Here is a 22,361-nt window from a genome sequence, read left to right as displayed (position 1 = left end):
ATACGCGCCAATTCCCGAAAAGGCGTTGCGTGGAGTTCTGTGGGCGCCGGGCCGGGAAATAGGGGTTCGGATAGGGGGCAAAGCCTTCGCCGCTCCGCCCGGCGGTGATCCGCCGGCGGCCTACCATCGCGTAAGGGTGCGTTGTGATATTCCACCCCTTTTACCCCGAGAACGGGTTGACATCGAATTTATCCATCCCTTGACTGGTTCTGTTGACGAGGAAACGGCGTCGTGAAGGGGATTTCGTGCGTTACACGAGGTTGGGCGGTACGGGGCCGCTGGTCTCCGCCATCGGGCTGGGCACGCTCGCCCTGAGCGGGGCGTACGGGCGGGTCGACCCCGGCGAGGCCGCCCGGCTGGTGCGCAAGGCGCTCGACTCCGGCGTGACGCTGCTCGACACGGCGGACTTCTACGCAGGAGGGCAGGTCGAGAGCCTGATCGGGCGCGTGGTCTCCGGGCGGGCGGACGACGTGGTGGTGAGCACGCGGGGCGGCGTCGGCGCCGGCGGCCCCGATGGCCCGGCGGTGTTCGACGGGCGGCCCGACCGGCTCCAGCGGTCCTGCGAGTCCTCGCTCAGGCGCCTGCGTACCGACTGCATCGACCTGTACTTCCTGCACTGCCAGGACGAGCGGGTGCCGCTGGAGGAGAGCGTGACGCGCCTGGCCGAGCTGGTGCGGGCCGGGAAGATCCGCCGGCTGGGGGTGTCCGGCGGCACGCCGGAGCAGGTCCGGCGGGCGCACGCCGTCCACCCGGTGAGCGCGGTCGGCGTCGAGTTCTCCCTGTGGGGGCCGCTCCCGTCGCCCGAGCTGCTGGCCACCACGTACGAGCTGGGCATCACCGTGGTGGCCGCGCGCCCGCTCGGCCGGGGCTTCCTGACCGGGCGGATCAAGCCGGCGGCCGGCTTCGGCGCGGACGACTGGCGGTGCGGGGATCCCCGGTTCGGCGCCGACCACCGGCGCCACAGCCTCCGGCGGCTGCGGGCGCTCGACACCGAGGCCGCGCAGCTCGACCTGGGCACGGGACGGCTCGCGCTGAGCTGGCTGCTCTCACAGGGCGAGCACGTCGTCCCCGTGCCGAGCACCCGCGACCTGGTGCACCTGGAGATGAACCTGATGGCCTCCTCGGTGGAGCTGCCGCCCGAGACCCTCGGCAAGCTGGCCGGCCTCTTCGTCGCCGGCCACTACGCTCAGTCGCCCTCGCCCCTGCTCTGAGGCGAGATCAGGGCCGCGGCCAGCGCCTTGTTGACCGCGTCGATGCGCGAGACCGCGTTGAGCTTGACGAAGATGTTGCGCATGTGCCGCTTCACGGTGGCCTCGGCCAGGCTCAGGCGGCGCGCGATCTGCACGTTGCTCAGCGCCTGCGCCGCCAGTTGCAGCACCTCCAGCTCCTTCTCCGACAGCACCGCGGCGCTGGGCTCCTCCACCCGCGCCAGGCTGTGGCGGGAGACGGCGAGCACGACCCTGGAGGAGTCCTCGTGGACGCTGTGCACCGCCGCGATCAGCTCGTGCCGGTGCACGCTCTTGAGCAGATAGCCGCGGATGCCCGCGGTCAGCAGCCGGGTGAGCAGCTGGGGCCCGTCGTACATGCTCAGGATGATGATCCGGCTCTCCGGCGACACCTTCCTGATCCGGGCGACGGTCTCGGTGACCTCGTCACCGGGGATCTCGACGTCGAGCAGCACCACGGCCGGCAGGGTCGCGGCGACCACGGACACGGCCGACTCGGAGTCGCCCGCCTCCCCCACGATGCTGATGCCGGCGTCGGCCTCCAGGATCTCCCGCACTCCCTCCCGGAACAGCGCATGGTCGTCCACCAGCACCACCGAGATCGCGCCGCTAGGCGTCGCGCCGGCCACGGGACTGCCTCTTGAACGGTACGAAGAGCTCCACGAGGCAGCCCTGCTCCGGCTCGCTGGAGACGACGACCCGGCCGTCGAGCAGCTCGGCGCGCTCGCGCATGGACGTCATCCCCACCCCGCGGCCACGCACGGCCGCCGGGTCGAATCCCCTGCCGTTGTCCTGCACCGACGCCGACAGCTCGTGGGGGGCGATGTTCACCCGCACCAGGACGATCCGCGGGGACCCGTGCGTGAGCGCGTTGCGCACCGCCTCGCGCAGGATGAGGAACGACTCGTCGAGCACCTGGGGCCCGGCCCACGTCTCGTCCCCGCTGACGTCGAGGGCGACGGAGACCTCGTCGTTCTCGACCGCCTCCAGGAAGCTCATCAGCGACTTCTCCAGGCTTCTGACCGGTGTCTGGGGGTGCAGCTCCGACGTCAGCTGCCGCAGGTTCTCCATCGTCTCCAGGATGGCCTGCTGCACCACGGTGATCTTGGCCGAGGCGCGGGCCGCGTCGGACGCCCGGTACGCCTCCGAGAGTGCCAGCTGCTGGTGGGCCACGCTGATGCCGTGCCCGATGCGATCGTGCAGCTCGCGGGCGATGCGGCGGCGTTCCTCCTCCTGGGCCTCGTGCACCAGGTCGAGCAGGAAGCCGTGGTAACTGTCGGCAGCCTCACGGATGCGCCGCGACAGGCTCGCCTCCATGCCGGAGACGGCGAGTGTGAACAACTCCGCAGGCGAATCGGACTCTGCCGCTATTCTCCGGGCGAGATGGCGCAGTGCTGCGCTGAAAAAAAGTGAGCCCGCCTCAAGTGAGACCTTGGGGTGCACGCCGCCCGCCGCCCGCGCATTTCCAACTTCCCATGCGTGAAATTTGTACAGTTCACTAATCTGTACCTTTCCAGCGCGTAGCGTAGCCGCCACGTCGTCCAGGACGTACCTCGCGGTGGAAAGTGCCTGGTCCCTGGCGCGCTGATCAGCGAAAACGGGACTGCCGATGGACCGCAGGGCAGACTCGAAGTCGGCAAGTATTTCGTTACGACACATTTCAACTAATCTCGCCGGATCCCCCGCCCCGTGAACCTCCAATGTCCCCCCTCCGCCTGCGCGGGACCAGTCTTTCGAGCGCCCCCCTAACTATCCCTTACCCAGGGGCACTAATGCAACATTTAGTGTCATATATGGCTCATAAGAGCGGTCAGGTGAACGAGATGTTGCGTTCCCATGAATGCCCCGTACGGGCGCCGCCGGGTCCGGCGCCCGGCCGGCCCGCCCGCCGTGGTGGCCGCGCACGCGAACGCCCCCGCCACGGTCACGGCGGCGACGCCCGCCACCATGGCCAGGAAGACACCTGTCAGCGGCACCTCCAGCAGCTGGATGGCCAGGCCGAAGGCCGCGCACAGCCCGGCCGCCGCCGCGACCATCACGCACCGCGACACGCGCTCGCCGACCCGTACGCCGAACGTCCGCCGGCCCGCCGCGGCGTCCCCCGCGATGTCCGAGAGATCCTTCGCGGGCACGCCGACGAGCACCATCCAGCCGGTCGCCGCGGCGGCGAACGCGATCAGCGCGGCCGGCACGGGGACGCTCGCCCCCGCCGTCGCGACGACGAACCCGCCGAGGTAGGACAGCAGGCCCGACAGGCACAACACCGCGACCGTGCCCCCGGCGCTGCCCTTCAGCCGCAGCGGCGAGCCCGAGTAGAGGTAGCCCAGAGCCAGGTTGGCGGCGATGATCAGGAGCATCGGCAGCGGCAGCCCCACCGCGGCCACGAGCGCCAGGAAGGCCGCGGCGGCGGTCACGATCCCGGCCTCGCGCGGATGCAGGTCCCCTCTGGCGATCGGCCGGCCGGCGCCGTTGATCCGGTCCTCGGTCACGTCGGCGATGCCGTTGAAGAGGTAGACCGCGAAGATCGAGAGCACCCAGGCGGCCGCTCCCCGCAGGATCGTCAGCGGGGCGGGGGCCATGGCCACCGGCAGGGCCAGGGCGACGCCCGTCATGAAGCGGAGCAGGGAGACCGCCAGCACCAGCGGGCGGGCTTCGACGACGCACAGGGCGAGGGTTCGTGGAACGGTTGCCATGACCGGGAGTCTGAGAGCGATAGCCGCCATGGCTGGAGTGTGAGCCGCGTCATGGGCCTTGGTAAGGGGTCTGATCCGAAAGGCGTAGCGGGGATACACCTTTCGATACCCCTGCCGTGCTCACAGGGGATATCCGGCCCGAACTCGTGGCCCGCCGTCTTGTCCCGGCCCCGGCGCCGTCTATAGCTTCGGCCATACTCAAGCAGATTTCCACCGGGAACGGACCACTATCACCGAGAAAGCAGCGGGCACCGTACCCCTACGCCGCGCGTCGCTCCCAAGAAATGGCCGCGTCATCGCGGAATTCGGCGGACCGCCGCACGCCACCTGACGACGAGGTCATTCGGGAAAGGAAATCCGAGGATGCAGGGCGCCGAACGGTACACAGAATTCCGGCCTATCGATCTGACGGACCGCACCTGGCCCGGCAGACGCATCCGCACAGCCCCCCGCTGGCTGTCCACCGACCTGCGGGACGGCAACCAGTCGCTGGCCCGCCCGATGTCCCCCGCGCGCAAGCTCCAGATGTTCGAGCTGCTGGTGCGCATGGGTTACAAGGAGATCGAGGTCGGCTTCCCCGTCGCGAGCCAGGACGACCGCGACTTCGTACGCTTACTCATCGAGCAGGACCGCATCCCGGACGACGTCCGGATCACCGTGCTCACCCAGGCCCGCGAGGAGCTCATCAGGAGCACCCTCGACACGCTCAAGGGCGCCCCCCGCGCGATGATCCACATCTACAACGCCACCTCGCCGCTGTTCCGCCGGGTGGTCTTCGGCATCGACCGCGCCGGCTGCCGCGACCTGGCCGTCCGCGCCACGCGCGTGATGATGGAGCACGCCGGCCGCGTGCTCGGCGACTGCGACCTGGCCTACCAGTACTCCCCCGAGCTGTTCAACGAGACCGAGCTGGACTTCTCTCTGGAGGTGTGCGAGGCGGTCATGGACGTCTGGCAGCCGGAGGCGGGCCGCGGCATCATCCTGAACTTCCCCACGACCGTCGAGCGCTCGCTGCCCAACGTCTTCGCCGACCAGATCGAGTGGCTGGACCGCAACCTGTCCCGTCGCGAGCACGTCTGCCTGTCCATCCACCCCCACAACGACCGGGGCACCGGAGTGGCCTCGGCCGAGCTGGCGCTGCTGGCGGGGGCCGAGCGGATCGAGGGCTGCCTGTTCGGCAACGGCGAGCGCGCGGGCAACGTCTGCCTGGTGACGCTGGGCATGAACCTGTACGCGCAGGGCGTCGACCCGGGCATCGACTTCTCCGACCTCAACGCCGTGCGCCACACCGTCGAGCTGTGCAACCAGCTCCCGGTCCACCCGCGCCACCCCTACGGCGGCGACCTGGTCTACACCGCCTTCTCCGGCTCCCACCAGGACGCCATCAAGAAGGGCTTCGACGAGCGGGAGCGGCAGGCCGCCGCGACCGGGACGCCCGTGGACGAGCTGGCCTGGAGCATGCCGTACCTGCCGGTCGACCCCAAGGACGTGGGGCGGACCTACGAGGCGGTGGTCCGCGTGAACAGCCAGTCGGGCAAGGGCGGCGTGGCGTACGTGATGAGCGCCTGGCACGGGCTCAGCCTGCCCCGCGCGCTCCAGGCCGACCTGTCCGCCCGGGTCCAGGAGCAGGCCGACACGGCGGGCGGCGAACTGTCGCCGGGCCGGATCGGCGCGCTGTTCCAGGAGGAGTACCTCTACCGCGGGGACCTGTCCGGCCCGCTGTCGCTGGGCAGCGAGCCGATCGCGGTGACCCTGCACGTGGACGGCGGCGTCGATCTCGACGGGCCGCGGGCGCAGGCCGTCGAGGGCCTCGGCTCGGTGCTCAGCCCCTGGGGCATCCAGGTGCTCGCGGTGCACACGACCGCGCCGCCGCTGGACGACGACCAGATGCGGCCCGAGCGCCCGGTGCTCGGGGGCGGCTCGCCGCACGCCGTCATGATCTACGCCGAGCGCGGCACGGGCGACGGCACGACCTGGGGGGCGGGCCTCCACGACGACGTCGCCGCCGCCGCCTTCATGGCCGTCCGCGCGGCCCTCGGCGCCCGACCGGCGGACGGCGCGCAGCCGCGGCCGTCCCGCCGGCCCCTTCCCCAGCCCCGCCGCCTGGCGACCGCGGGCTGACGAGCGAGCGGCCGGTCCACGGCCGCCGGCACGAAAGGACGCTCCCATGACACGGATCAGAGCTGTGAGGAACAGGCCGCGGCGCAGGCGCGTCACCGGACTCGACCTCCGCACCCCGTCGGGCCGAACCCTGCCCTACTGACCTTTCCGACCAGGCACGAAGGAGGGCCGTCATGGCCGAGCACGATCAACGGCAGGGGATGGCCCTCCTGCGCGGGCTGCTGGACGAGGCGGTGGCCGGCCGGGGCCGCATCGCGGTGGTGACCGGCGCCATCGCCACCGGCAAGAGCCACCTGCTGTACGGGCTGACCGAGCACGCCTTCGACCACGGCGCCCTCCCGCTCACCGCGACGGGCTCCCTGGCGGAGCGCGACGTGCCCCTCGGCGTGCTCTCGCAGCTCGTGCACAACACGCCGATGATGGAGCAGCACCGTACGGTCACGCTCAGCCTCCTTCAGGAGGGCGCCCGCGCCCAACTCGCGGGCGAGACCCTGGACCACGTGGACGTGCAGATCGTGGACGCGCTCTGCACGGTGCTGCTGGAGCTGTCGGAGCGCTGCCCGCTGCTGATCGTCGTGGACGACGCCCACCACGCCGACCGCGCCTCCCAGCTCTGCCTGTCCTACCTGGCCCGCCGGGTCAAGTACGCCAAGGTCATGCTGCTCTTCGGCACCCCCGACCACCACCCGAACCAGCACTTCCTGCTCCACTCCGACCTGCTGCGCCAGCCCCACTGCCGCCAGGTCCGGCTCACCCACCTGTCCGCCGAGGGCGTGGCCAGGCGGGTGGCCGAGCGGGCCGGGCTTGAGACGGCCGACCGGTACGCCGCCCGCTGCCACGAGCTGAGCGGCGGCAACCGGCTCCTGGTGGACGCCCTCGTGGAGGACTACCAGGCCGGCGGCGCCCCCGGCGACCGCTACGGCGACGCCGTGCTGACCTGCCTGCACCGCGCCGACCCGGACCTGCTGCTCGTCGCCCGCGGCCTCGCGGTGCTGGACGAGCCCGGCTCGGTCGCCCAGCTGCTCGGCGAGAACGAGACGGCCACCGCCCAGGCGGTCCAGGCGCTGACCCGGGCCGGGCTGCTCGCCGGAGGCCGTTTCCGCCACGAGAGCGCCAGGTCGGCGGTGCTGTCCACGCTCGACGCCCAGGACCGCGCCCACCTGCACCGCCGGGCCGCCGAGCTCACCTATCACGAGGGCGCCGCCGTGACGGTGGTGGCCGACCACCTGCTGCTGGGCGGCCGCGCGGACGACGCGTGGGCCCTGTCGATCCTGGAGGACGCGGCCGGCCAGGCGCTGCGCGACGGCGCCGTGGAGTCCGCGATCGAGTACCTCAAGCTGGCCTGGCAGGGCTGCGGCGACGAGCGGCGCCGGGCCAGGATCGCCACCAAGCTGGTACGCGCCAAGTGGCGGATCAACCCGAGCACCCCCGCCGGGCACCTGGCCGAGCTGACCGAGGCGCTGCACAAGGGCCACCTCGGCGGTGGCGACGCCGTGGTGCTGGCCAAGGCGCTGCTGTGGCACGGCCACACGGATGACGCCAGAGACGTCCTGAACCACCTCAAGGAGCTGGGCGAGCCGGACCGGGAGGGCCTGGCGGAGCTGGCCGTGGCCCGCGCCTGGCTCCGGGGCGCCTGCCCGACCTTCCTGCCGCACCTGCCGGAGCTGAGCGAGGAGGAGGCCGGCGGCGCCGCGCACTCGCTCAGCGCGAGCCGCCGCATCGATTCGGCGAACGCGCTGGTCCGGGCGCTGGCGGAGGGGCCGCGGCCGGAGACGGCGGCCACCGCCGAGCGCGTCCTGCGCGGCTCCCGGCTGGACGAGATGTCGATGGACACGGTCGAGAGCGCGCTGCTGACCCTGACCTACAGCGGCCGCGCCGACCGGGCGGCGCCCTGGTGCGACGCCTTCATCGAGGAGGCCGCCTCCCGCCACGCCCCGAGCCGGCAGGCCCGGCTCTCCGCCATCCGCGCGGAGATCGGCCTGCGCCGGGGCGAGCCGGCGGCGGCGGCCCGCGACGCCCGGCGGGCCCTGGAGCTCATCCCCCCGGCCAGCTGGGGTGTGGCGGTCGGCGGCCCGCTGGGTGCCCTGCTGCTGGCGGGCGCCGCCATGTCCCGCCACGAGGACTACCTGCTGCACGTCTCCCAGCCCGTGCCGGAGGCCATGCTGGAGACCCGCTTCGGCCTGCTCTACCTCTACGGCAAGGCCCGCTTCACCCTCATGGCGGGGCAGGCCGAGCAGGCCCTGCGCGACCTGCGGCTCTGCGGCGAGCTGACGGCCCGGTGGAAGCTGGACAGCCCGGAGTTCATCGCCTGGCGGGTGGACGCCGCCGAGGCCCTGGTCCGCCTCGGCGCGCCGGAGGAGGCTCGGCTGCTGGCCGAGGAGGAGATGGCGCGCTGCCACGGGCGGTCCAAGCGGGTGCACGGCATGGCCATGCGCGTGCTGGCCGCGACCGCCGAGAGCCGCCACCGGATCATGCTGCTGCGCCGGTCGGCCGAGCTGGTCCAGGCGGGCGGCGATAGGTACGAGCTGGCCAGGACGCTCTTCGACCTGGTCGCGGCCTACCACGCCAACGGGGAGTACCGCCGCGGCGGGATGCTGGCGCGGCGGGCCCGCGCCCTGGCGGAGGAGTGCCACGCCGACGGGCTGAGCCAGGCGCTGTCACCCGGCGAGCCCGCCGACGACGGCGTGACGGGCGTGCAGCCCATCCTCAGCGACGCCGAGCGGCGGGTGGCCGCGCTGGCCGCCGACGGCTACTCCAACCGGGACATCTCCGCCAAGCTGTACATCACGGTCAGCACCGTGGAGCAGCACCTGACGCGGGTCTACCGCAAGCTCAACGTCTCCCGGCGCGCCGACCTGCCGGCGAAGCTGGTGGGCGAGCGCCTGTAGGCAGGTCCTCGATGCCCACAGGCGCACGTGAGCGGCGGCTACTCCGCGATGGCGGTGTGCATGATCCACCGGAAGACGAGGGCCCGCTCGCCGTCGATCTCGGTGCTCTCGCCCTGGTGCCGGAAGTGCTCGTACCCGGCGCCGTGGGGCAGCTTGAGCGTGTCGGTGGCGGACCCCACGCTCTGGATCCGCCGGTCGGCGGCCAGGTGGTCCGGCCCTCCGACCAGGACCGCCGTGAACTGGGACGGGGCGATCTGGGACGGGGCGATCTGGGACGCGGTGATGTGGGACATGGTGCGCCTCCTGTAGACGGTTCCTCACAACGGGATGTTGGAATGGCGTCCGCGGGCGCGCGGGGCGCGGGCCAGCGCCTCCGCGATCCGCAGCCGGGAGGTCTCCGGCGCGATGACCTCGTCCACGACGCCGATGGCCACGGCCCGCTCGACCCCGCCGGCGACCCGGCGGTGCTCCTCGGCCAGGCGGGCGCGCAGCTCCTCGCGCTCCGCCTCGGGGGCGGCCGCGAGGGCCTTCCTGTGCAGGACGCCGACGGCCGACTCCGCGCCCATGACCGCGACCTCCGCGCCCGGCCAGGCGAACGTGGTGGTCGCGCCGAGCGAGCGGGAGTTCATCGCGATGTACGCCCCGCCGTACGCCTTGCGGGTGATCAGGGTGACGCGGGGCACGACCGACTCGGCGAAGGCGTGCAGGAGCTTGGCGCCCCGGCGTACGACGCCGCCCCATTCCTGCCCCACGCCCGGCAGGTAGCCGGGGACGTCCACCAGCACGACGAGCGGGATGCCCTGGGAGTCGCACATGCGGACGAAGCGGGCGCTCTTCTCGGCCGACAGCGAGTCGAGGCAGCCGCCCTTGTGCCGCGGGTTGTTGGCGAGCACCCCGACGGACCGGCCGCCGAGCCGCCCGAGTCCGACCAGGATGTTGGCGGCCCAGCGGGGCTGCAGCTCCTCGAACCCGCCGGCGTCCAGCAGCTCCCGCACCAGCGGGCGCACGTCGTAGGCGCGGCGCGGCGACTCGGGCAGCAGCGACCGCAGGTCCCGGGGCTCGCGGAGCGCGGCCAGGTCGGGCGTGCCGTGGTCGGCGAAGATCCCGGCCAGGCCGCGGGCGCGGCGCAGGGCGTCCGCCTCGTCGGCGGCCAGGATGTGCGCCACGCCCGACTTGCGGCCGTGCGCCTCCGGGCCGCCGAGCCCGGCCATGTCGATGGACTCACCGGTGACGTTGCGGACGATGTCGGGCCCGGTCACGAAGACGCGGCCGGAGTCGGCCATGATGACGACGTCGGTGAGCGCGGGGCCGTAGGCCGCGGCGCCGGCCGCGGGCCCGAGGATGACCGAGATCTGCGGCACCACGCCGGAGGCCCAGGTCATGGCCGCGAACATGCGGCCCACGCCGTCCATGGACTCCACGCCGTCGGCGAGCCGGGCGCCGCCCGAGTGCCACAGGCCGATCACCGGGCAGCCCTGGCGCACGGCGGCCTCGATGCCGTCCACGATGTGCCGGGCGCCGTCCGCGCCCAGCGCGCCGCCCATCCGGCGGGCGTCGGTGCAGAACGCGACGACCGGCGCGCCGCCGATCAGCCCGTGCACGGCCAGCACCCCGCTCTCGTCGTCGCCGTGGAGCGGGACGGCCGAACCCGGGTCGAGCAGCCGGGCGAGCCGGATCGACGGATCCCGGGGATCGGCGGCGGGCCCCGCGGCGGATCCCGCGGCGGATTCCGCGGCGGATCCTGCGGCGGGCCCTACGGCGGACTCTGCGGGGCTTTCGACGGGGACCGTGGACACGACTGTCATCGCTGCTTTCCTCACGCCGGCTCGACACACGTACTCGCGAATGTGACAAAGCCGCCCTGACCAGCCAACCCCTATCCGTGGTGGCAGCTTCTGACCGCCCTTTCTGCTCGTTGACCCTGATCAGCCGATCTCGGTTGTGTGATACAGATCTCTCCCTTGGAGGACTGCCGTGTCTCAATGGTCCTTACCGGTCGTGGCCGCCCTGGTCGCGACGGCGATACTCCCACCCGGCTCCGTCGCCGCGTCCACCTCGTCGGACGTCGTCATGGAGCGCAATCCCGCCGCCCTGGTGAACGTCTTCCACGGCACCAAGGAGGCGGCCTCCGACTTCGGCCACGGCGGGGGCGGTGGCATGACCTTCCCCGGTGCCGTCCTGCCCTTCGGCATGATGCAGTGGAGCCCCGACACCGTGGGCAACGCGGGCGGCGGCTACCGGTATGAGGACAACCGGCTGCGCGGATATTCCATGACCCACATCTCCGGGCCCGGCTGCACGGGCGCCCAGGACTTCCCCGTGCTGCCGTTCTCCGGCACGGTCGGCCGCTCGCCCGCCACCCACGGCGAGGACTACGTCCAGACCTTCAAGCACGAGAAGGAGCAGGCCTCCCCCGGCTTCTACAGCAGCGTCCTGGACACCGGGATCAAGACGGAGCTCTCGGTGAGCATGCGGGCGGGCGTGGCCCGCTTCACCTTCCCGCAGGGCAAGCCCGGCACCGTGCTGCTGAACACCAGCGGCTCGGTCAACGGCGTCGACGACGGCGAGACCCGGATCAGCGGGAACACCGTCCAGGGCTGGGTCCAGACCGGCGGCTTCTGCGGCCCGCCGATGCGCTACAAGGTCTACTTCCACGCCACCTTCGACCAGCCCGTGACCGGCTTCGGCACGTGGAAGGACGACGAGGTGCTGCCGGGCGCCCAGACGGTCGAGAACGCCGGGGCGGCCAAGGTCCGGGGCGAGGTGTTCACCGCCGGTGACGTGAGCGTCAACGGGCCCGGCTCGGGGGCGTACCTGCAGTTCGACCCCGCCCGGCCGGTCCAGATGCGGGTCGGGCTGTCGTACGTGAGCATCGACGGCGCCAGGAACAACCTCGCGACCGAGATCGCCGGCAAGGGCCTCGACCAGGTCAAGCAGGAGGCCGGCGCGGTCTGGTCCGAGCGCCTGGGCCGGGTGTCGGTCGGCGGCGGCACCGTGGACCAGCGGCGCACGTTCTACAGCAACCTCTACCACGCGCTGCTCCAGCCGTACGTGTTCGAGGACGCCGACGGCACCTACACCGGCATGGACGGCAAGCAACGCACCGTCCGGCCCGGCCACCACCACTACGCGACCTTCTCCGGCTGGGACATCTACCGCAGCGAGGTGCAACTCCTGGCCCTGCTCGCGCCGGACGTCGCCAGTGACATCGCCCAGTCGATGTACGACAACGCGCAGTCCCTCGGCAACGTCTGGGATCGGTGGTCGCACCAGACCGCCGTCACCGGCGTCATGGTCGGCGACCCGTTCCACGTGATCCTGTCCACCATGTACGCCTTCGGCGCCCGCGACTTCGAGTACGCCGCCGCGCTGAAGGCCATGGCCGCCGCCGCCCGCCGCGTCGGCCCCATGGACATCGGCCACCCGCTGATCGGCTACGACGAACGACCGGGCAACGCCGCCTTCATGAGCAAGGGTTACGTCCCCTCCGACTCCTCCACCACCCTCGAGTACGGCGTGGCCGACTTCGGCATCGCCCAGCTCGCCTCCCGGCTCGGCGACTCGACCACGGCCGGCGAGTTCATGAAGCGGGCGCAGGCCTGGCAGAGCCTGTACAACCCGGCCAACGACTGGGTCCAGCCGCGCATGGGCGACGGCTCGTTCCTGGCCCCCTTCGACCCGGGCAGCCCCGGCACGTACATGGAGGGCAACGGCGCCCAGTACCACTGGATGGTGCCGCACAACGCGGGCGGCCTGTTCACCGCGATGGGCGGGCGGGACAAGGCGATCGCCCGGCTGGACGAGTACTTCACCGAGCTCAACGCCGGGCCGGCCCGGCCCTTCGCCTACATGGGCAACGAGCCCGCGCTGCCCGCGCCCTGGCTGTACGCGTGGGCGGGGCAGCCGTACAAGACCCAGGCGCTGGTGCGGCGGGTGCAGAAGGAGCTGTTCGGGCCCGGGCCGGACGGCCTGGTCGGCAACGACGACCTGGGCGCCATGGGCTCCTGGTACGTGTGGTCGGCCATCGGCCTGTTCCCGGCGATCCCCGGCCGCGCCGAGCTGTTCGTGAACACACCCCTGTTCGACCGGGTCACGATCGACCGTCCCGGCAGCGCGGACATCGTCGTCAACGCCCCCGGCGCCGCCAACCCGTACATCCGATCCCTCCTGGTCAACGGCGTGGAGACCAGCAAGGCCTGGCTGCCGGAGACGTTCGCGACCGCGGGCGGGCGGCTCGACTTCACGCTCAGCGCCTATGCCAACCGGGCGTTCGGCTCCACGCCGCGCGACCTGCCGCCCTCCTTCGGCCAGGGGTCGAAGCCGTACCTGACCGGTCTCGCCCCCGGCAGCGGCCCGGTGGAGCCCGGCGGCGTCTTCGCGACGGAGCTCGCGGCCCGCAGCCTCGGCCAGGCGGCCACCCTCACCTGGCGGGCCGACCCGCCGGCAGGCGTCACGGTGTCGCCGGCCAGCGGTGTGCTGAACGTGGCCGCGGGCGGCAAGGCGCAGGTCAAGCTGGCCATCTCGGTGTCCGGCAGCGTCCCGCGCGGCTTCCACACGGTGCCGATCACGGTCGGGGACACCGCGACCAGCGTGCGCCTCAACGTCGCCACCCGGGGCACCCCGCAGTGGCACCACAACAACGCGGGCATCGGCGACGCCACCGCGCCCGGCGAGGCCAACCTCGACGGCCCCGGCTTCAGCTACTCGGGCCAGGCCCTGGCGGAGGCGGGCCTCAGCCCCGGTGCGACGGTGACCTGGAAGGACTTCCGCTTCACCTGGCCCGACACCAAGAGGGGCGGGTGGGACAACCTCCAGCCCGGCACGCAGCCTCTCGAGGTCGCCGCCCCGGCCGGAGCCACCAAGCTCTCCTTCCTGGGCGCGGGCGTCGAGGATGTGGAGTCGACGGTGACCATCACCTACACGGACGGCACGACGGGCACGGCCAAGCTGGGCTTCAGTGACTGGGTCCTGGACTTCGGCGGGGACGATCCGGAGTTCGGCAACGAGATCGTGGCCACCACGCCGTACCGCCTGTTCTGGGGATCCTGGGAGCTGCAACCCATCAACGCGTACGTCTTCGCCTCCCAGCCCATCGCCCTCGACCCCGGCAAGACCGTCAAGAGCCTGACCTTCTCCCCCGTGGAGGAGGGCCAGCTCCACCTCTTCACCTGGTCCTTCGCCTGACCCATCACCTGACCCATCACCTGACCCATCGCCGACCCGGAGCCCCGCCCCCGCCTCGCGGGGGTGGGGCTCCCCCATGATGGGGCCCCTGTCCGAGACCGAGAAACGGCCCGTGCCCGCTGGGCTTCACGGGGGGCGGTCGTTCCTGCCCGAAGGCGTCGCAGTGAGGTACGCGCCACGCACCCCGACCACGTCGCGGGATCGCCCGACCGCGGGCGCGTCACACCGGAGACCGATGCCGACCGGCCGGCCGCCGACCTGCTCACCGGCGACCTGCTCACCGGCGACCCCGGCCGCCGCGTATGCCGAGGACCTCATCACGTGGGCGAGGACCCGCGTGTCCGGTCAACCGTGACCGCCCCAGAACCGATCCAGCTCCGCGCAGATGAAATCCGGTCGCTCCTGGAACACCCAGTGGCCGCACTCCTCGATGACTCCGCCCTGGGCGTTCACCGCGATGGCCCGCGCGCTGTCGACGCAGTGCGACCCGAAGGACGACCGACCGCCCCACGCCATCATCGGGACGGTCAGCCTCTCCGCGGTCAGCTCCCTCGTCTGCTCGGCCATCTGCGGGATGTAGCCGTAGAGGTTGAGGCTCGCGCGCAGATTGCCCGGTTGGCGCATCTGCATGACGTACACCTGGATCTCCGATTCCGGCATCGCGGTCGGATCGTAGGCGAAGTCCCGGAAGAAGTGCCTCAGGTACTGCTCCTCGCGTCCCTCGATGAGGAAGCGGGTGACGTCCATGTTCATGTGCATCCCGAGGTGCCAGTACGCCAGGCGGGGGTCCACGTAGCCCGGGTAGTCGAGGCCGAAGAAGGGCGTCTCGATCGTCGAGAGCGACAGGGCGCGGTCAGCTGCCAGGTAGGCGAGGGCGACGGCGGACGGCCCGCCGAGGTCATGGCTCAGGATGTGAAACCGCTCCACCTTCTCGGCGGCGAGCAGGCCCAGCATGTCGGCCGCGATCGTCCTGGGCTCGTAACCGCTGAACGGCTTGTCGCTGTCGGCGAATCCCCTCAGGTCGGGGGCGATGAAACGGTATCTGTGGCTCAGCCGCTCCATGATGACGAGATACTCGCGGTGCGTCTCCGGCCAGCCGTGCATGCACAGCACGGCCGGCCCCGAACCGGCGGTGACGTAATGGAGCCGGATCCCGTTGGTCTCGGCGCGCTTGTGTTGCAGGTCCATCAGATCCCCCTGTGCTTGCACCTTCCCGTTGCCCGCCCATGCGCAGGCAACGATAAGGCCATCGCTGTGGCTTGGAGTCCCCCTGTCACACATCGGGAAGCTGCCCTGTCTGAGTTGGTGCACGGCCGGATCGAGCCGGCCACCGTACCGTGAGGGAAGCCTGATGAGCACCGATCACGCAAACGCCCACCACCTCGACAACCCCGACAAGAGCGGTCCGCCGCCGAAGATCGACGTGGTGGCCACCGTGCCTGGGGCGCCTCCCGCGCCGGAGGGGGCCGAGGCGATGACGCTCCTGGTCACGTTGCCGCCGAACAGCCCCGGCGCGCCGCCTCACCGGCATTCCGGGCCCGCGTACGGGTTCGTGGTCAAGGGGGCCATCAACTTCGAGATCGAAGGCGAGCCCGCGCGGGTGGTGCGGGCCGGCGAGGCGTTCTGGGAGCCCGGTGGGGACGTGATCCACTACCAGGACGGCAACCATCTCACCGACGAGGAGTCGGCGTTCACGGTGACGATGTTCTGCGCGCCCGGGCAACCGATGCTGACCGTGGTCAGCCCGGAGGAGCTGGAAGCCCGGCGAGACCGCCGCGCGCCGCGGCCATGACCAAGGTCTCGCTGACCGCGCTGGCCCGCAATCTGCTCACGCGTGCCCGTGAGTCGAGCAGCGGCCGCAGCGCCACCACTGTCCACGGTGGGCACGAGCGTTCACTGCGCCAGACCGTGATCGCCTTGCGGAAGGGCGAGCACATGCACGAGCACGAGCATCCCGGCGAGGTCACGGTGCACGTGCTGCACGGGCAGGTACGGCTCGTCGCCGGGCCCCTCTCGTGGGACGGGCTGCCGGGCGATCTGCTGGTCATGCCCGACCGCCGTCACCGCGTGGAGGCCGTACAGGACTGCGCGTTCCTGTTCAGCACGGCACGCTGAACGCGAAGAAGGCGGGAACCGGTTCCGGTTCCCGCCTTCAGCGTTGCCTCTGCGTCAGTGGTGTTACGCGAATCCGTTTCGCACTGGTGAAACGCAGTGTGATGTACGACACTCTTCCTAGAACTCCGGTCTAGAACCGTGTTCGGGGGGTTCCCACGTCCAGCGTGCCACTGGGGAGCACCTACCGCGGAGGAGAAGCCATGGTGAAGACCGTCGCCCGCGAACGCCGCCGACTCGGATCCCCGCCACCGGGCGGCATCAGCCCGACCGATCCGAACCCCTTCGGGTGGGGGCCGTTCGTCGTACTGTTCGTCGTCGGCATGGTCGATCGCATCGAAGCCAACCTGATGTCCGGCGTGCTGCCGCTGATCCAGGCCGAATGGGGCTTCAGCGACACCGCGGCCGGATCCATCCCGACCGCCGCCGCGCTGGCCGCCGCCCTCGTCGCGCTGCCCGCCGGCTACCTCGCCGACCGTTACAGCCGGACCAGGATCATCGGGATCGTGGTCCTCTGCTGGGCCCTGGCCACCCTCGGCTCCGGCCTGGCCGCCGGGTTCGCCGTCTTCTACCTCATGCGGGTGCTGCTCGCCGCCGCCGAGAACATCGACAACCCCGCCGTCGGCAGCCTGCTCGCCGACTTCTACCCCGCCGCGACCCGCATGCAGGTGTACGGCTGGACCCGGATGACCACCTACCTCGGCGGCGTCGGCACCCTGCTCGGCGGCGTCATCGGCCAGGCGTTCGGCTGGCGGGCCGCGTTCCTGCTGATGGCGATCCCGGGAGCGCTGACCGCCATCCTCGTCTGGCGGCTGCGCGAGCCCCGGCGCGGCCAAATCGACAAGATCATGGCCACCGCCGCCGTGGTGCCCCAGCAGGCCCCACCCCCCGGCGCGCTCGAACCACCGCAGGCCGGCCCGCCCGAGGCCGACCCCGCCCCCACCCCCGGCGCCACCGTGAAGCCGCCCTTCTGGCCCCAGGTCCGCCAGGTCCTGGCCATCCGCACCCTGATCCTCGTCGCCCTCGGCGTGATGATCCTGACCCTCGGCCTCGGCGGCATCTACTTCTGGCTGCCGTCCCTCATGGTCCGCGTCTTCGGGATGACGACCGGCGTCGCCAGCAGCATCAGCGGCGGCGTCACCATCGTGGGCGTGCTGGCCGGCACCGTGCTCGGCTCCCACCTCGGCAAGCGGGTGCACGGCCGCGTCAAGGGCGGCCGGCTGCTCATCGGCGGCGCCGGCATCACGATCGGCTCGGCCCTCCTCGGCGTCGCCCTGCTGATGAGCTCGCCGGTGGCGCTGGTGATCCTCGTGCTGCTGGCCGTCACGATCTCCTCCACCGCGATCCCCACGTGCACGGCCTGCATCGCCGACGTCGTGGTGGCCAGGTCACGCGGCGTCGGCTTCGCCGTCCTGCAGTTCCTGCTGACGATCGGCGTCGCCTTCGGCCCCCTCGTCGTCGGCCTGACCTCCGACGCCACCGGCTCCCTGCTCATGGCCATGTACGCGCTGATCGTGCCCATGATCCTCGGCGGCCTGGTGGTGCTGTCCTCCCGCGGCTCGTACGAGCGGGAGGCGGCCCGCGTCCTCGACGACGCCCGCCACTCCTGACCACCCCCGGAGCCCGTGCCCACCCCGGCGGGCACGGGCTCCGCCGTCCCGTGGCACCACGAACCCGCTCGACGAGGTGAGGCATCACCTAGTGTGCGAACCGTGAGCGATGTCATCGACAGCCACCGCGAGCGCGTGCGAGCCGCCGACCCTCTGGTCGCCGTCACGGATCTCGGCGAAGACCCGATCGAGACCCCGGACGCCGTCGGCACGTCCTCGGTGGCCACGGCCGACCCCGACGCCCGGTCAGTGCAGTGGGGCCCGCCCACCACCTACACGCTCCGCGCCGCGGTCGCCGGTGACGACCCCGCGGACTCCCTCGGCCGCCTCCTCGACCGCTGGATCCCGGCCCTCGACGCCGAGCCGGGCTCCGGGCTCGTGGTGAGCTGGCCGAGCCGGGACACCGCGCCTGTCGCGGCACTGGTCAGGCGGGGGTTCGCGCCGCGGTCCGTGCTCGCCGTCCGGGTCTCTCCCGCTCCGGCCGCGGAGCGGCCGCCCGCCGGTGTACGGCGGGCGGCTGTACGGCGGGCGGTGGCGGATGATCTGGACGCCATGTGCCGGCTGTACCTGGAGCTGGTCGCCTACGAGGCGCAGTTCGGCTGGGTTCCGGTGCTGCCCTCGACGCCCGCCGCCGCCCGGGCCGAACTCGAGGAGAAACTCGCCCGTGGCGACGGCTGGTGCTGGCTGGCCGAGCAGGACGGTGCGGTCGCCGGCATGCTCTCGGTCCACCACCCTGACCACGCGGGGCGGATCGCGCCCGCCGTGCTGGCTTCGCCCGTGGCGTACGTGGGTTCCCTGTACGCGCGCGCGGGCAGCAGGGGCCGCGGCATCGGCGCCGCACTGGCCGCCCACGCCCATGCCGAGGTGGCGGCGGCCGGCGTCGAGACCGTGCTGGTGCACTACGTGGCCCCCAACCCGCTGTCGGTCCCCTTCTGGTCCCGCCAGGGCTACCGGCCATTGGTCACGTCGTGGGGACGGTGGGTCTAGCGCCCGCCACCCGGGCCGCAGGCGGCTCCTCCCGCTCAGCCGTCGTCCGGGCCGCAGGCGGCTCCTCCCGCTCAGCCGTCGTCCGGGCCGCAGGCGGCTCCTCCGGGTCAGCCCGCAGGCCGGCGGGCCTGGTTCGCCTCGCGGATGACCGCCCAGGCGTCCGCCACCGGACCGAGATGGCCGAGCTTGTCGGGGTTGAGCACCGCGCGGATCGTCTGGATCTGCCCGTCGAGAATGTCGAGGGCCAGGGTGTTGACGACCTCGCCGTCCCGGTTGCGGAAGATCGCCCCCGGCTGGCCGTTCACCTCGTGCGCCGCCACGACCCCGCCGATCCGGATGAACGGCGGGACGATCGATGCCAGCACCCGGGCCACGTTGCCGGCCCCGAAGACGCCCTTGCCCCATTGCGGGGCCTTGCCGCCGCTGTCGCTGACCATCTGAACGTCGGCGGCGAGCAGCTCACGCAACCCGGCGACGTCCCCGGCCCGGAAGGCGGCGAAGAACCGATCGGCAAGCTCCTCCCGCTCCCGGCGGCCGGCCGCGAACCGAGCGCGTCCCGCCTCCATGTGGCGGCGGGCCCGTACCGTGAGCTGGCGGCAGGCCGCCTCCGACCGCCCCACCGCCGACGCGACCTCGCCGAAGCCGAACCCGAACACCTCGCGCAGCACGAAGACCGCCCGCTCCAGCGGGCTGAGCCGCTCCAGCAGGAGCAGGGCCGCCATCGACACCGAGTCGGCCAGCTCCGCCGAGCGCTCCGGGTCGGCGTACGGGTCGGTGAGCAGCGGCTCGGGCAGCCACGTCCCGGCGTACTCCTCCCGCCGGGCGCGGGCCGAACGCAGCACGTCGATCGAGATCCGGCTCACCACCGCCGACAGGAACGCCTTGGTCGACGTGGGGCGGGTCGGCGTGGCCTCGTAGCGCAGCCAGGTCTCCTGGACCGCGTCCTCGGCCTCGCTCACGCTGCCGAGGATCCGGTACGCGATCGAGAACAGCAGCGGCCGCAGCTCCTCGAACTCCTCGGCCCGCCTCACGCCAGCTCCTCCTTGAACCCCTGCCGCCACGAGGGATAGCGCAGCTCCCAGCCGAGCTCCCGCTTGGCCTTGGCGTTGGAGAAGCCGCGCCCCTCGGTCATCATCGTCACCGCGGTCCGCCCGGCCAGCGGCCGGGCCAGCCAGGTGGGGATCCGCATCGGCGGCCTGGCCCCCGCGCACTCCGCCAGATAGGGCAGCCACTCGCGGGCCGGGGCCGGCTCGTCGTCGACGATGTTGAACACCCCTCTCACCCGCTGCTCCACCGCCAGCACGGTGGCGCCGGCCGCGTCGTCGAGATGCACCCACGAGCTGTGGCCGGCGCCGTTCCCGACGACCGGGTACTGCCGCTTGCGCACCAGTTCGACCTGGTCGTCGGTGGCGCCCGGCCCGTAGAAGGCGCCGTACCGCAGGACCGCGCCGCCGGCCTTGACGACCACGTCCTCGAGGTGGCGGATCGCCTGTGCCCCCTGGCCCGTGCTCGTCGGGTCCAGCGGGTCCTCCTCGGTCTTGACCCATCCGCCCTCGCGGATGCCGTTCCAGGAGGCGTAGCTCTGCGCGACGAAGTGGGCCACGCCGACCGCCTCGGCGGCGGCCAGCAGGTGGTCCGTCCCCTCGGTACGCAGCCGGTTGGTGGTGGCGAACCAGCGGTCGAAGTGCTTGATGTCAGGCTTGCCGGAGATAGCGGTCATCTGATGCACGATCACCTCCGGCCGGGCCTCGGCCACCGCCTCCCCGACCGACAGCGCGTCCAGCCCGTCCATCACCACGGCCTCCGCACCCAACCGCTCCAGCAGGCCCACCTTGGCCGCGCTCGTCGTCGTGGCCGTCACCTGGTGCCCCCGGGCCACCAACCGCGGCACCAGCCGCCGCCCCACGACCCCCGCCGCGCCCGCCACGAACACCCGCATGACCATCACCTTCCAGATTCCGAGCCTGCCCTCGGAACCCGAGACGAGACAGCCCCGCCATCTGTGACATGGCCGGCTCGTCCGTGACGACGCCGAGCGGCCCGCGCACCCGTAGCTCGGGGTCGCGGGCCGCCTGGTCGTTCGGCCTTCGGGGAGCCGGATCAGCGGGTCGCCGCGAACTGGCCGACCCAGTACGCCGTGCGGTCCAGGTACGCGGTCTGGGCCGAGGCGCCGGTGCGCCCGTAGGCGCCCTCGTAGCTCTGGTAGCCCGCCCGCGCGACCGCCGGCTCGATCACGCTGCCCTCGTGCCACTCGTTGAAGGAGGTGATCGACACCCACGTGGGTCCGGTCCGCAGGGCGTTGGACCACTCCCGGTCGTAGGTGGCGCCGTTGTCCCGGGTGAGGGTGGGGGTGGTGTTGCCGGGCACCGCGCGGTCGTCGACATAGCCGGGCCCCACGGACGGGGCCCACACCAGCCCGTGCTGGCGCGCGTAGTCCGCGGCCTGCTGCCAGCCAGGCGCGGTGGCGCCGGCGATCGCGTCGTAGGTGTACATGCCGTTGAAGTTCGCGATCTTGGTGGTGTCGGTGGTCTGGGCCAGGATGACGTTGCTCTGGTTCACCTGGCTCAGGGCGGACCAGTCGGTGATGCGCAGGCTCTCGAAGACGTAGAACGCGTTGCTGAAGGCCGGGTGCGGCCCGTACGTCTGGTTGATGTAGCGGATGTCGTCCACGGTGGAGGTCGCGCTGCGGCCGGAGTAGGGCTCCAGGTGCCAGGCCACCTTGAGTCCCTCCCTCGCCGCCGCGTCCAGGACGCCCCGGGCGAGGTTGTCCTCGTAGCTGCCACGGCCCCACCAGCTCAGCACCACCACCCCGACGCCCGCCTGCCTGATCCACTTCATGTGCTGGGCCACCGCCCCGGTGAAGTCGCCGGAGTCGTAGGCGCCGAGCGCGGGGTAGAAGTCGGCGCCGATGTCGTCGGGAGGGGTGCGCCCACCCTGCTGCCAGTGCCGCCAGCCGCCGTTCACCTGGGGCGAGCCGTACCAGGGGTAGTAGAAGACGTGCACCTTGTCCGACGCCGGAGCCGTACCGCCGCTCCCCAGGGTGATGGTGTCGATGTCGAAGAGGTTGCCGCTACCGCCGGTGAAGACCAGGAAGAGCGGTCCGGTGGCGGAGCCGGTCAGCGTGGTGGTGACGTTCTGGAAGCTCTCCCACCCGCCCGTGACAGGTACGGCCACCGAGCCGAGCAGGGTGCCGGTCGCCGACCCCGAACGCACCTGGATCGTCCCACCCACCCCGCCGGACGAGACCCGCGCCGAGAACGTCTTCGCACCACCCGTGCCGACGTTCGAGTACCCCGCCCAGTCGCCGTTGTCCACGTAACCGAGCGTCCGGCCACCGCTGGCCGGCGCGTGCGTGGCCACCTGCACCCCGGAACCGGAGGTGTACGACTCCCCCTCGACGGTGACGTCGCCGCCGCTCAGCTCCTTGACGCGGATGTTGCGGAAGGCGACCTGGTCGGAGGCGCCGTGGTTCTGGATGCCGACGTGGCCCTGGCGTAGCGAGCGTGCCGGGTCGGCGTTGGTGAAGTCGTTGATCTGCAC

At 72.0% G+C, this 22,361-nt stretch carries 17 protein-coding genes; 8 read left to right on the top strand and 9 right to left on the bottom strand.

Features of this window, described 5'->3' with window-relative positions:
- Positions 1–245 precede the first annotated feature (245 nt).
- A complete protein-coding gene (locus ACBJ59_RS60155) occupies positions 246–1,211 on the top strand; it encodes an aldo/keto reductase (RefSeq protein WP_375118912.1) in 966 nt (321 codons plus the stop codon).
- Here the strand turns inward: ACBJ59_RS60155 and ACBJ59_RS60150 are convergent.
- From ACBJ59_RS60150 to ACBJ59_RS60140, 3 genes are all read right to left on the bottom strand, one after another.
- Complete coding sequence (locus ACBJ59_RS60150) at positions 1,187–1,855, bottom strand: response regulator transcription factor (RefSeq protein ID WP_364131886.1); 669 nt, start codon at positions 1,853–1,855, stop codon at positions 1,187–1,189. The genes ACBJ59_RS60155 and ACBJ59_RS60150 overlap by 25 nt on opposite strands.
- Complete coding sequence (locus ACBJ59_RS60145) at positions 1,836–2,567, bottom strand: sensor histidine kinase (protein WP_375118911.1); 732 nt, start codon at positions 2,565–2,567, stop codon at positions 1,836–1,838. The genes ACBJ59_RS60150 and ACBJ59_RS60145 overlap by 20 nt, the downstream gene beginning before the upstream one ends.
- Positions 2,568–3,013: 446 nt before the next feature.
- Positions 3,014–3,919, bottom strand: a complete 906-nt coding sequence (locus ACBJ59_RS60140) for a UbiA family prenyltransferase (protein WP_375118910.1) — start codon at positions 3,917–3,919, stop codon at positions 3,014–3,016.
- Positions 3,920–4,282: 363 nt separating this feature from the next.
- Between ACBJ59_RS60140 and ACBJ59_RS60135 the strand changes: the two genes are divergently transcribed.
- The gene (locus ACBJ59_RS60135; protein ID WP_375118909.1) at positions 4,283–6,040 is read left to right on the top strand and encodes a 2-isopropylmalate synthase; all 1,758 of its coding nucleotides are present in this window, start codon (positions 4,283–4,285) and stop codon (positions 6,038–6,040) included.
- 173 nt (positions 6,041–6,213) lie between these two features.
- A complete protein-coding gene (locus ACBJ59_RS60130; RefSeq protein ID WP_375118908.1) occupies positions 6,214–8,928 on the top strand; it encodes an AAA family ATPase in 2,715 nt (904 codons plus the stop codon).
- A gap of 38 nt (positions 8,929–8,966) precedes the next feature.
- Here ACBJ59_RS60130 and ACBJ59_RS60125 read toward each other — a convergent pair whose 3' ends face one another.
- Together ACBJ59_RS60125 and ACBJ59_RS60120 are read right to left on the bottom strand one after the other, a co-directional pair.
- A complete protein-coding gene (locus ACBJ59_RS60125; RefSeq protein ID WP_375118907.1) occupies positions 8,967–9,221 on the bottom strand; it encodes a DUF5988 family protein in 255 nt (84 codons plus the stop codon).
- Between the two features lie 24 nt (positions 9,222–9,245).
- Complete coding sequence (locus ACBJ59_RS60120) at positions 9,246–10,733, bottom strand: acyl-CoA carboxylase subunit beta (RefSeq protein WP_375118906.1); 1,488 nt, start codon at positions 10,731–10,733, stop codon at positions 9,246–9,248.
- Between the two features lie 169 nt (positions 10,734–10,902).
- On the opposite strand from ACBJ59_RS60120, the gene ACBJ59_RS60115 reads away from it, so the two are divergent.
- Complete coding sequence (locus ACBJ59_RS60115) at positions 10,903–14,112, top strand: GH92 family glycosyl hydrolase (RefSeq protein ID WP_375118905.1); 3,210 nt, start codon at positions 10,903–10,905, stop codon at positions 14,110–14,112.
- Between the two features lie 345 nt (positions 14,113–14,457).
- On the opposite strand, the gene ACBJ59_RS60110 is transcribed toward ACBJ59_RS60115, so the two are convergent.
- On the bottom strand, positions 14,458–15,300 hold the full coding sequence (locus tag ACBJ59_RS60110; RefSeq protein WP_375118904.1) for an alpha/beta fold hydrolase: 843 nt from the start codon (positions 15,298–15,300) through the stop codon (positions 14,458–14,460).
- A 163-nt stretch (positions 15,301–15,463) separates the two neighbouring features.
- On the opposite strand from ACBJ59_RS60110, the gene ACBJ59_RS60105 reads away from it, so the two are divergent.
- From ACBJ59_RS60105 to ACBJ59_RS60090, 4 genes are all read left to right on the top strand, one after another.
- On the top strand, positions 15,464–15,904 hold the full coding sequence (locus ACBJ59_RS60105) for a cupin domain-containing protein (protein ID WP_375118903.1): 441 nt from the start codon (positions 15,464–15,466) through the stop codon (positions 15,902–15,904).
- Positions 15,901–16,227 carry a LuxR family transcriptional regulator gene (locus ACBJ59_RS60100; protein ID WP_375118902.1) on the top strand — a complete coding sequence of 109 codons (327 nt, stop codon included), beginning with the start codon at positions 15,901–15,903 and terminating at the stop codon, positions 16,225–16,227. The genes ACBJ59_RS60105 and ACBJ59_RS60100 overlap by 4 nt, the downstream gene beginning before the upstream one ends.
- 200 nt (positions 16,228–16,427) lie before the next feature.
- A complete protein-coding gene (locus ACBJ59_RS60095) occupies positions 16,428–17,834 on the top strand; it encodes an MFS transporter (protein ID WP_375118901.1) in 1,407 nt (468 codons plus the stop codon).
- 102 nt (positions 17,835–17,936) lie between these two features.
- The gene (locus ACBJ59_RS60090) at positions 17,937–18,821 is read left to right on the top strand and encodes a GNAT family N-acetyltransferase (protein WP_375118900.1); all 885 of its coding nucleotides are present in this window, start codon (positions 17,937–17,939) and stop codon (positions 18,819–18,821) included.
- Positions 18,822–18,928: 107 nt separating this feature from the next.
- On the opposite strand, the gene ACBJ59_RS60085 is transcribed toward ACBJ59_RS60090, so the two are convergent.
- The 3 genes from ACBJ59_RS60085 to ACBJ59_RS60075 form a co-directional block, all read right to left on the bottom strand.
- A complete protein-coding gene (locus ACBJ59_RS60085; protein ID WP_375118899.1) occupies positions 18,929–19,852 on the bottom strand; it encodes an RNA polymerase sigma-70 factor in 924 nt (307 codons plus the stop codon).
- Positions 19,849–20,760 (bottom strand): NAD-dependent epimerase/dehydratase family protein, encoded by a 912-nt coding sequence (locus ACBJ59_RS60080; RefSeq protein ID WP_375118898.1) that lies wholly within the window; start codon positions 20,758–20,760, stop codon positions 19,849–19,851. The genes ACBJ59_RS60085 and ACBJ59_RS60080 overlap by 4 nt, the downstream gene beginning before the upstream one ends.
- Positions 20,761–20,921: 161 nt before the next feature.
- Positions 20,922–22,361: carbohydrate-binding protein (locus ACBJ59_RS60075; protein WP_375118897.1), on the bottom strand; the 1,440-nt coding region annotated here is incomplete at its 5' end.

This window comes from Nonomuraea sp. MTCD27, assembly GCF_041950495.1.
Lineage (GTDB): Bacteria > Actinomycetota > Actinomycetes > Streptosporangiales > Streptosporangiaceae > Nonomuraea.
Note: the sequence above shows the minus strand (reverse complement) of the source record. Positions and strands in the feature narration are given on the sequence as shown.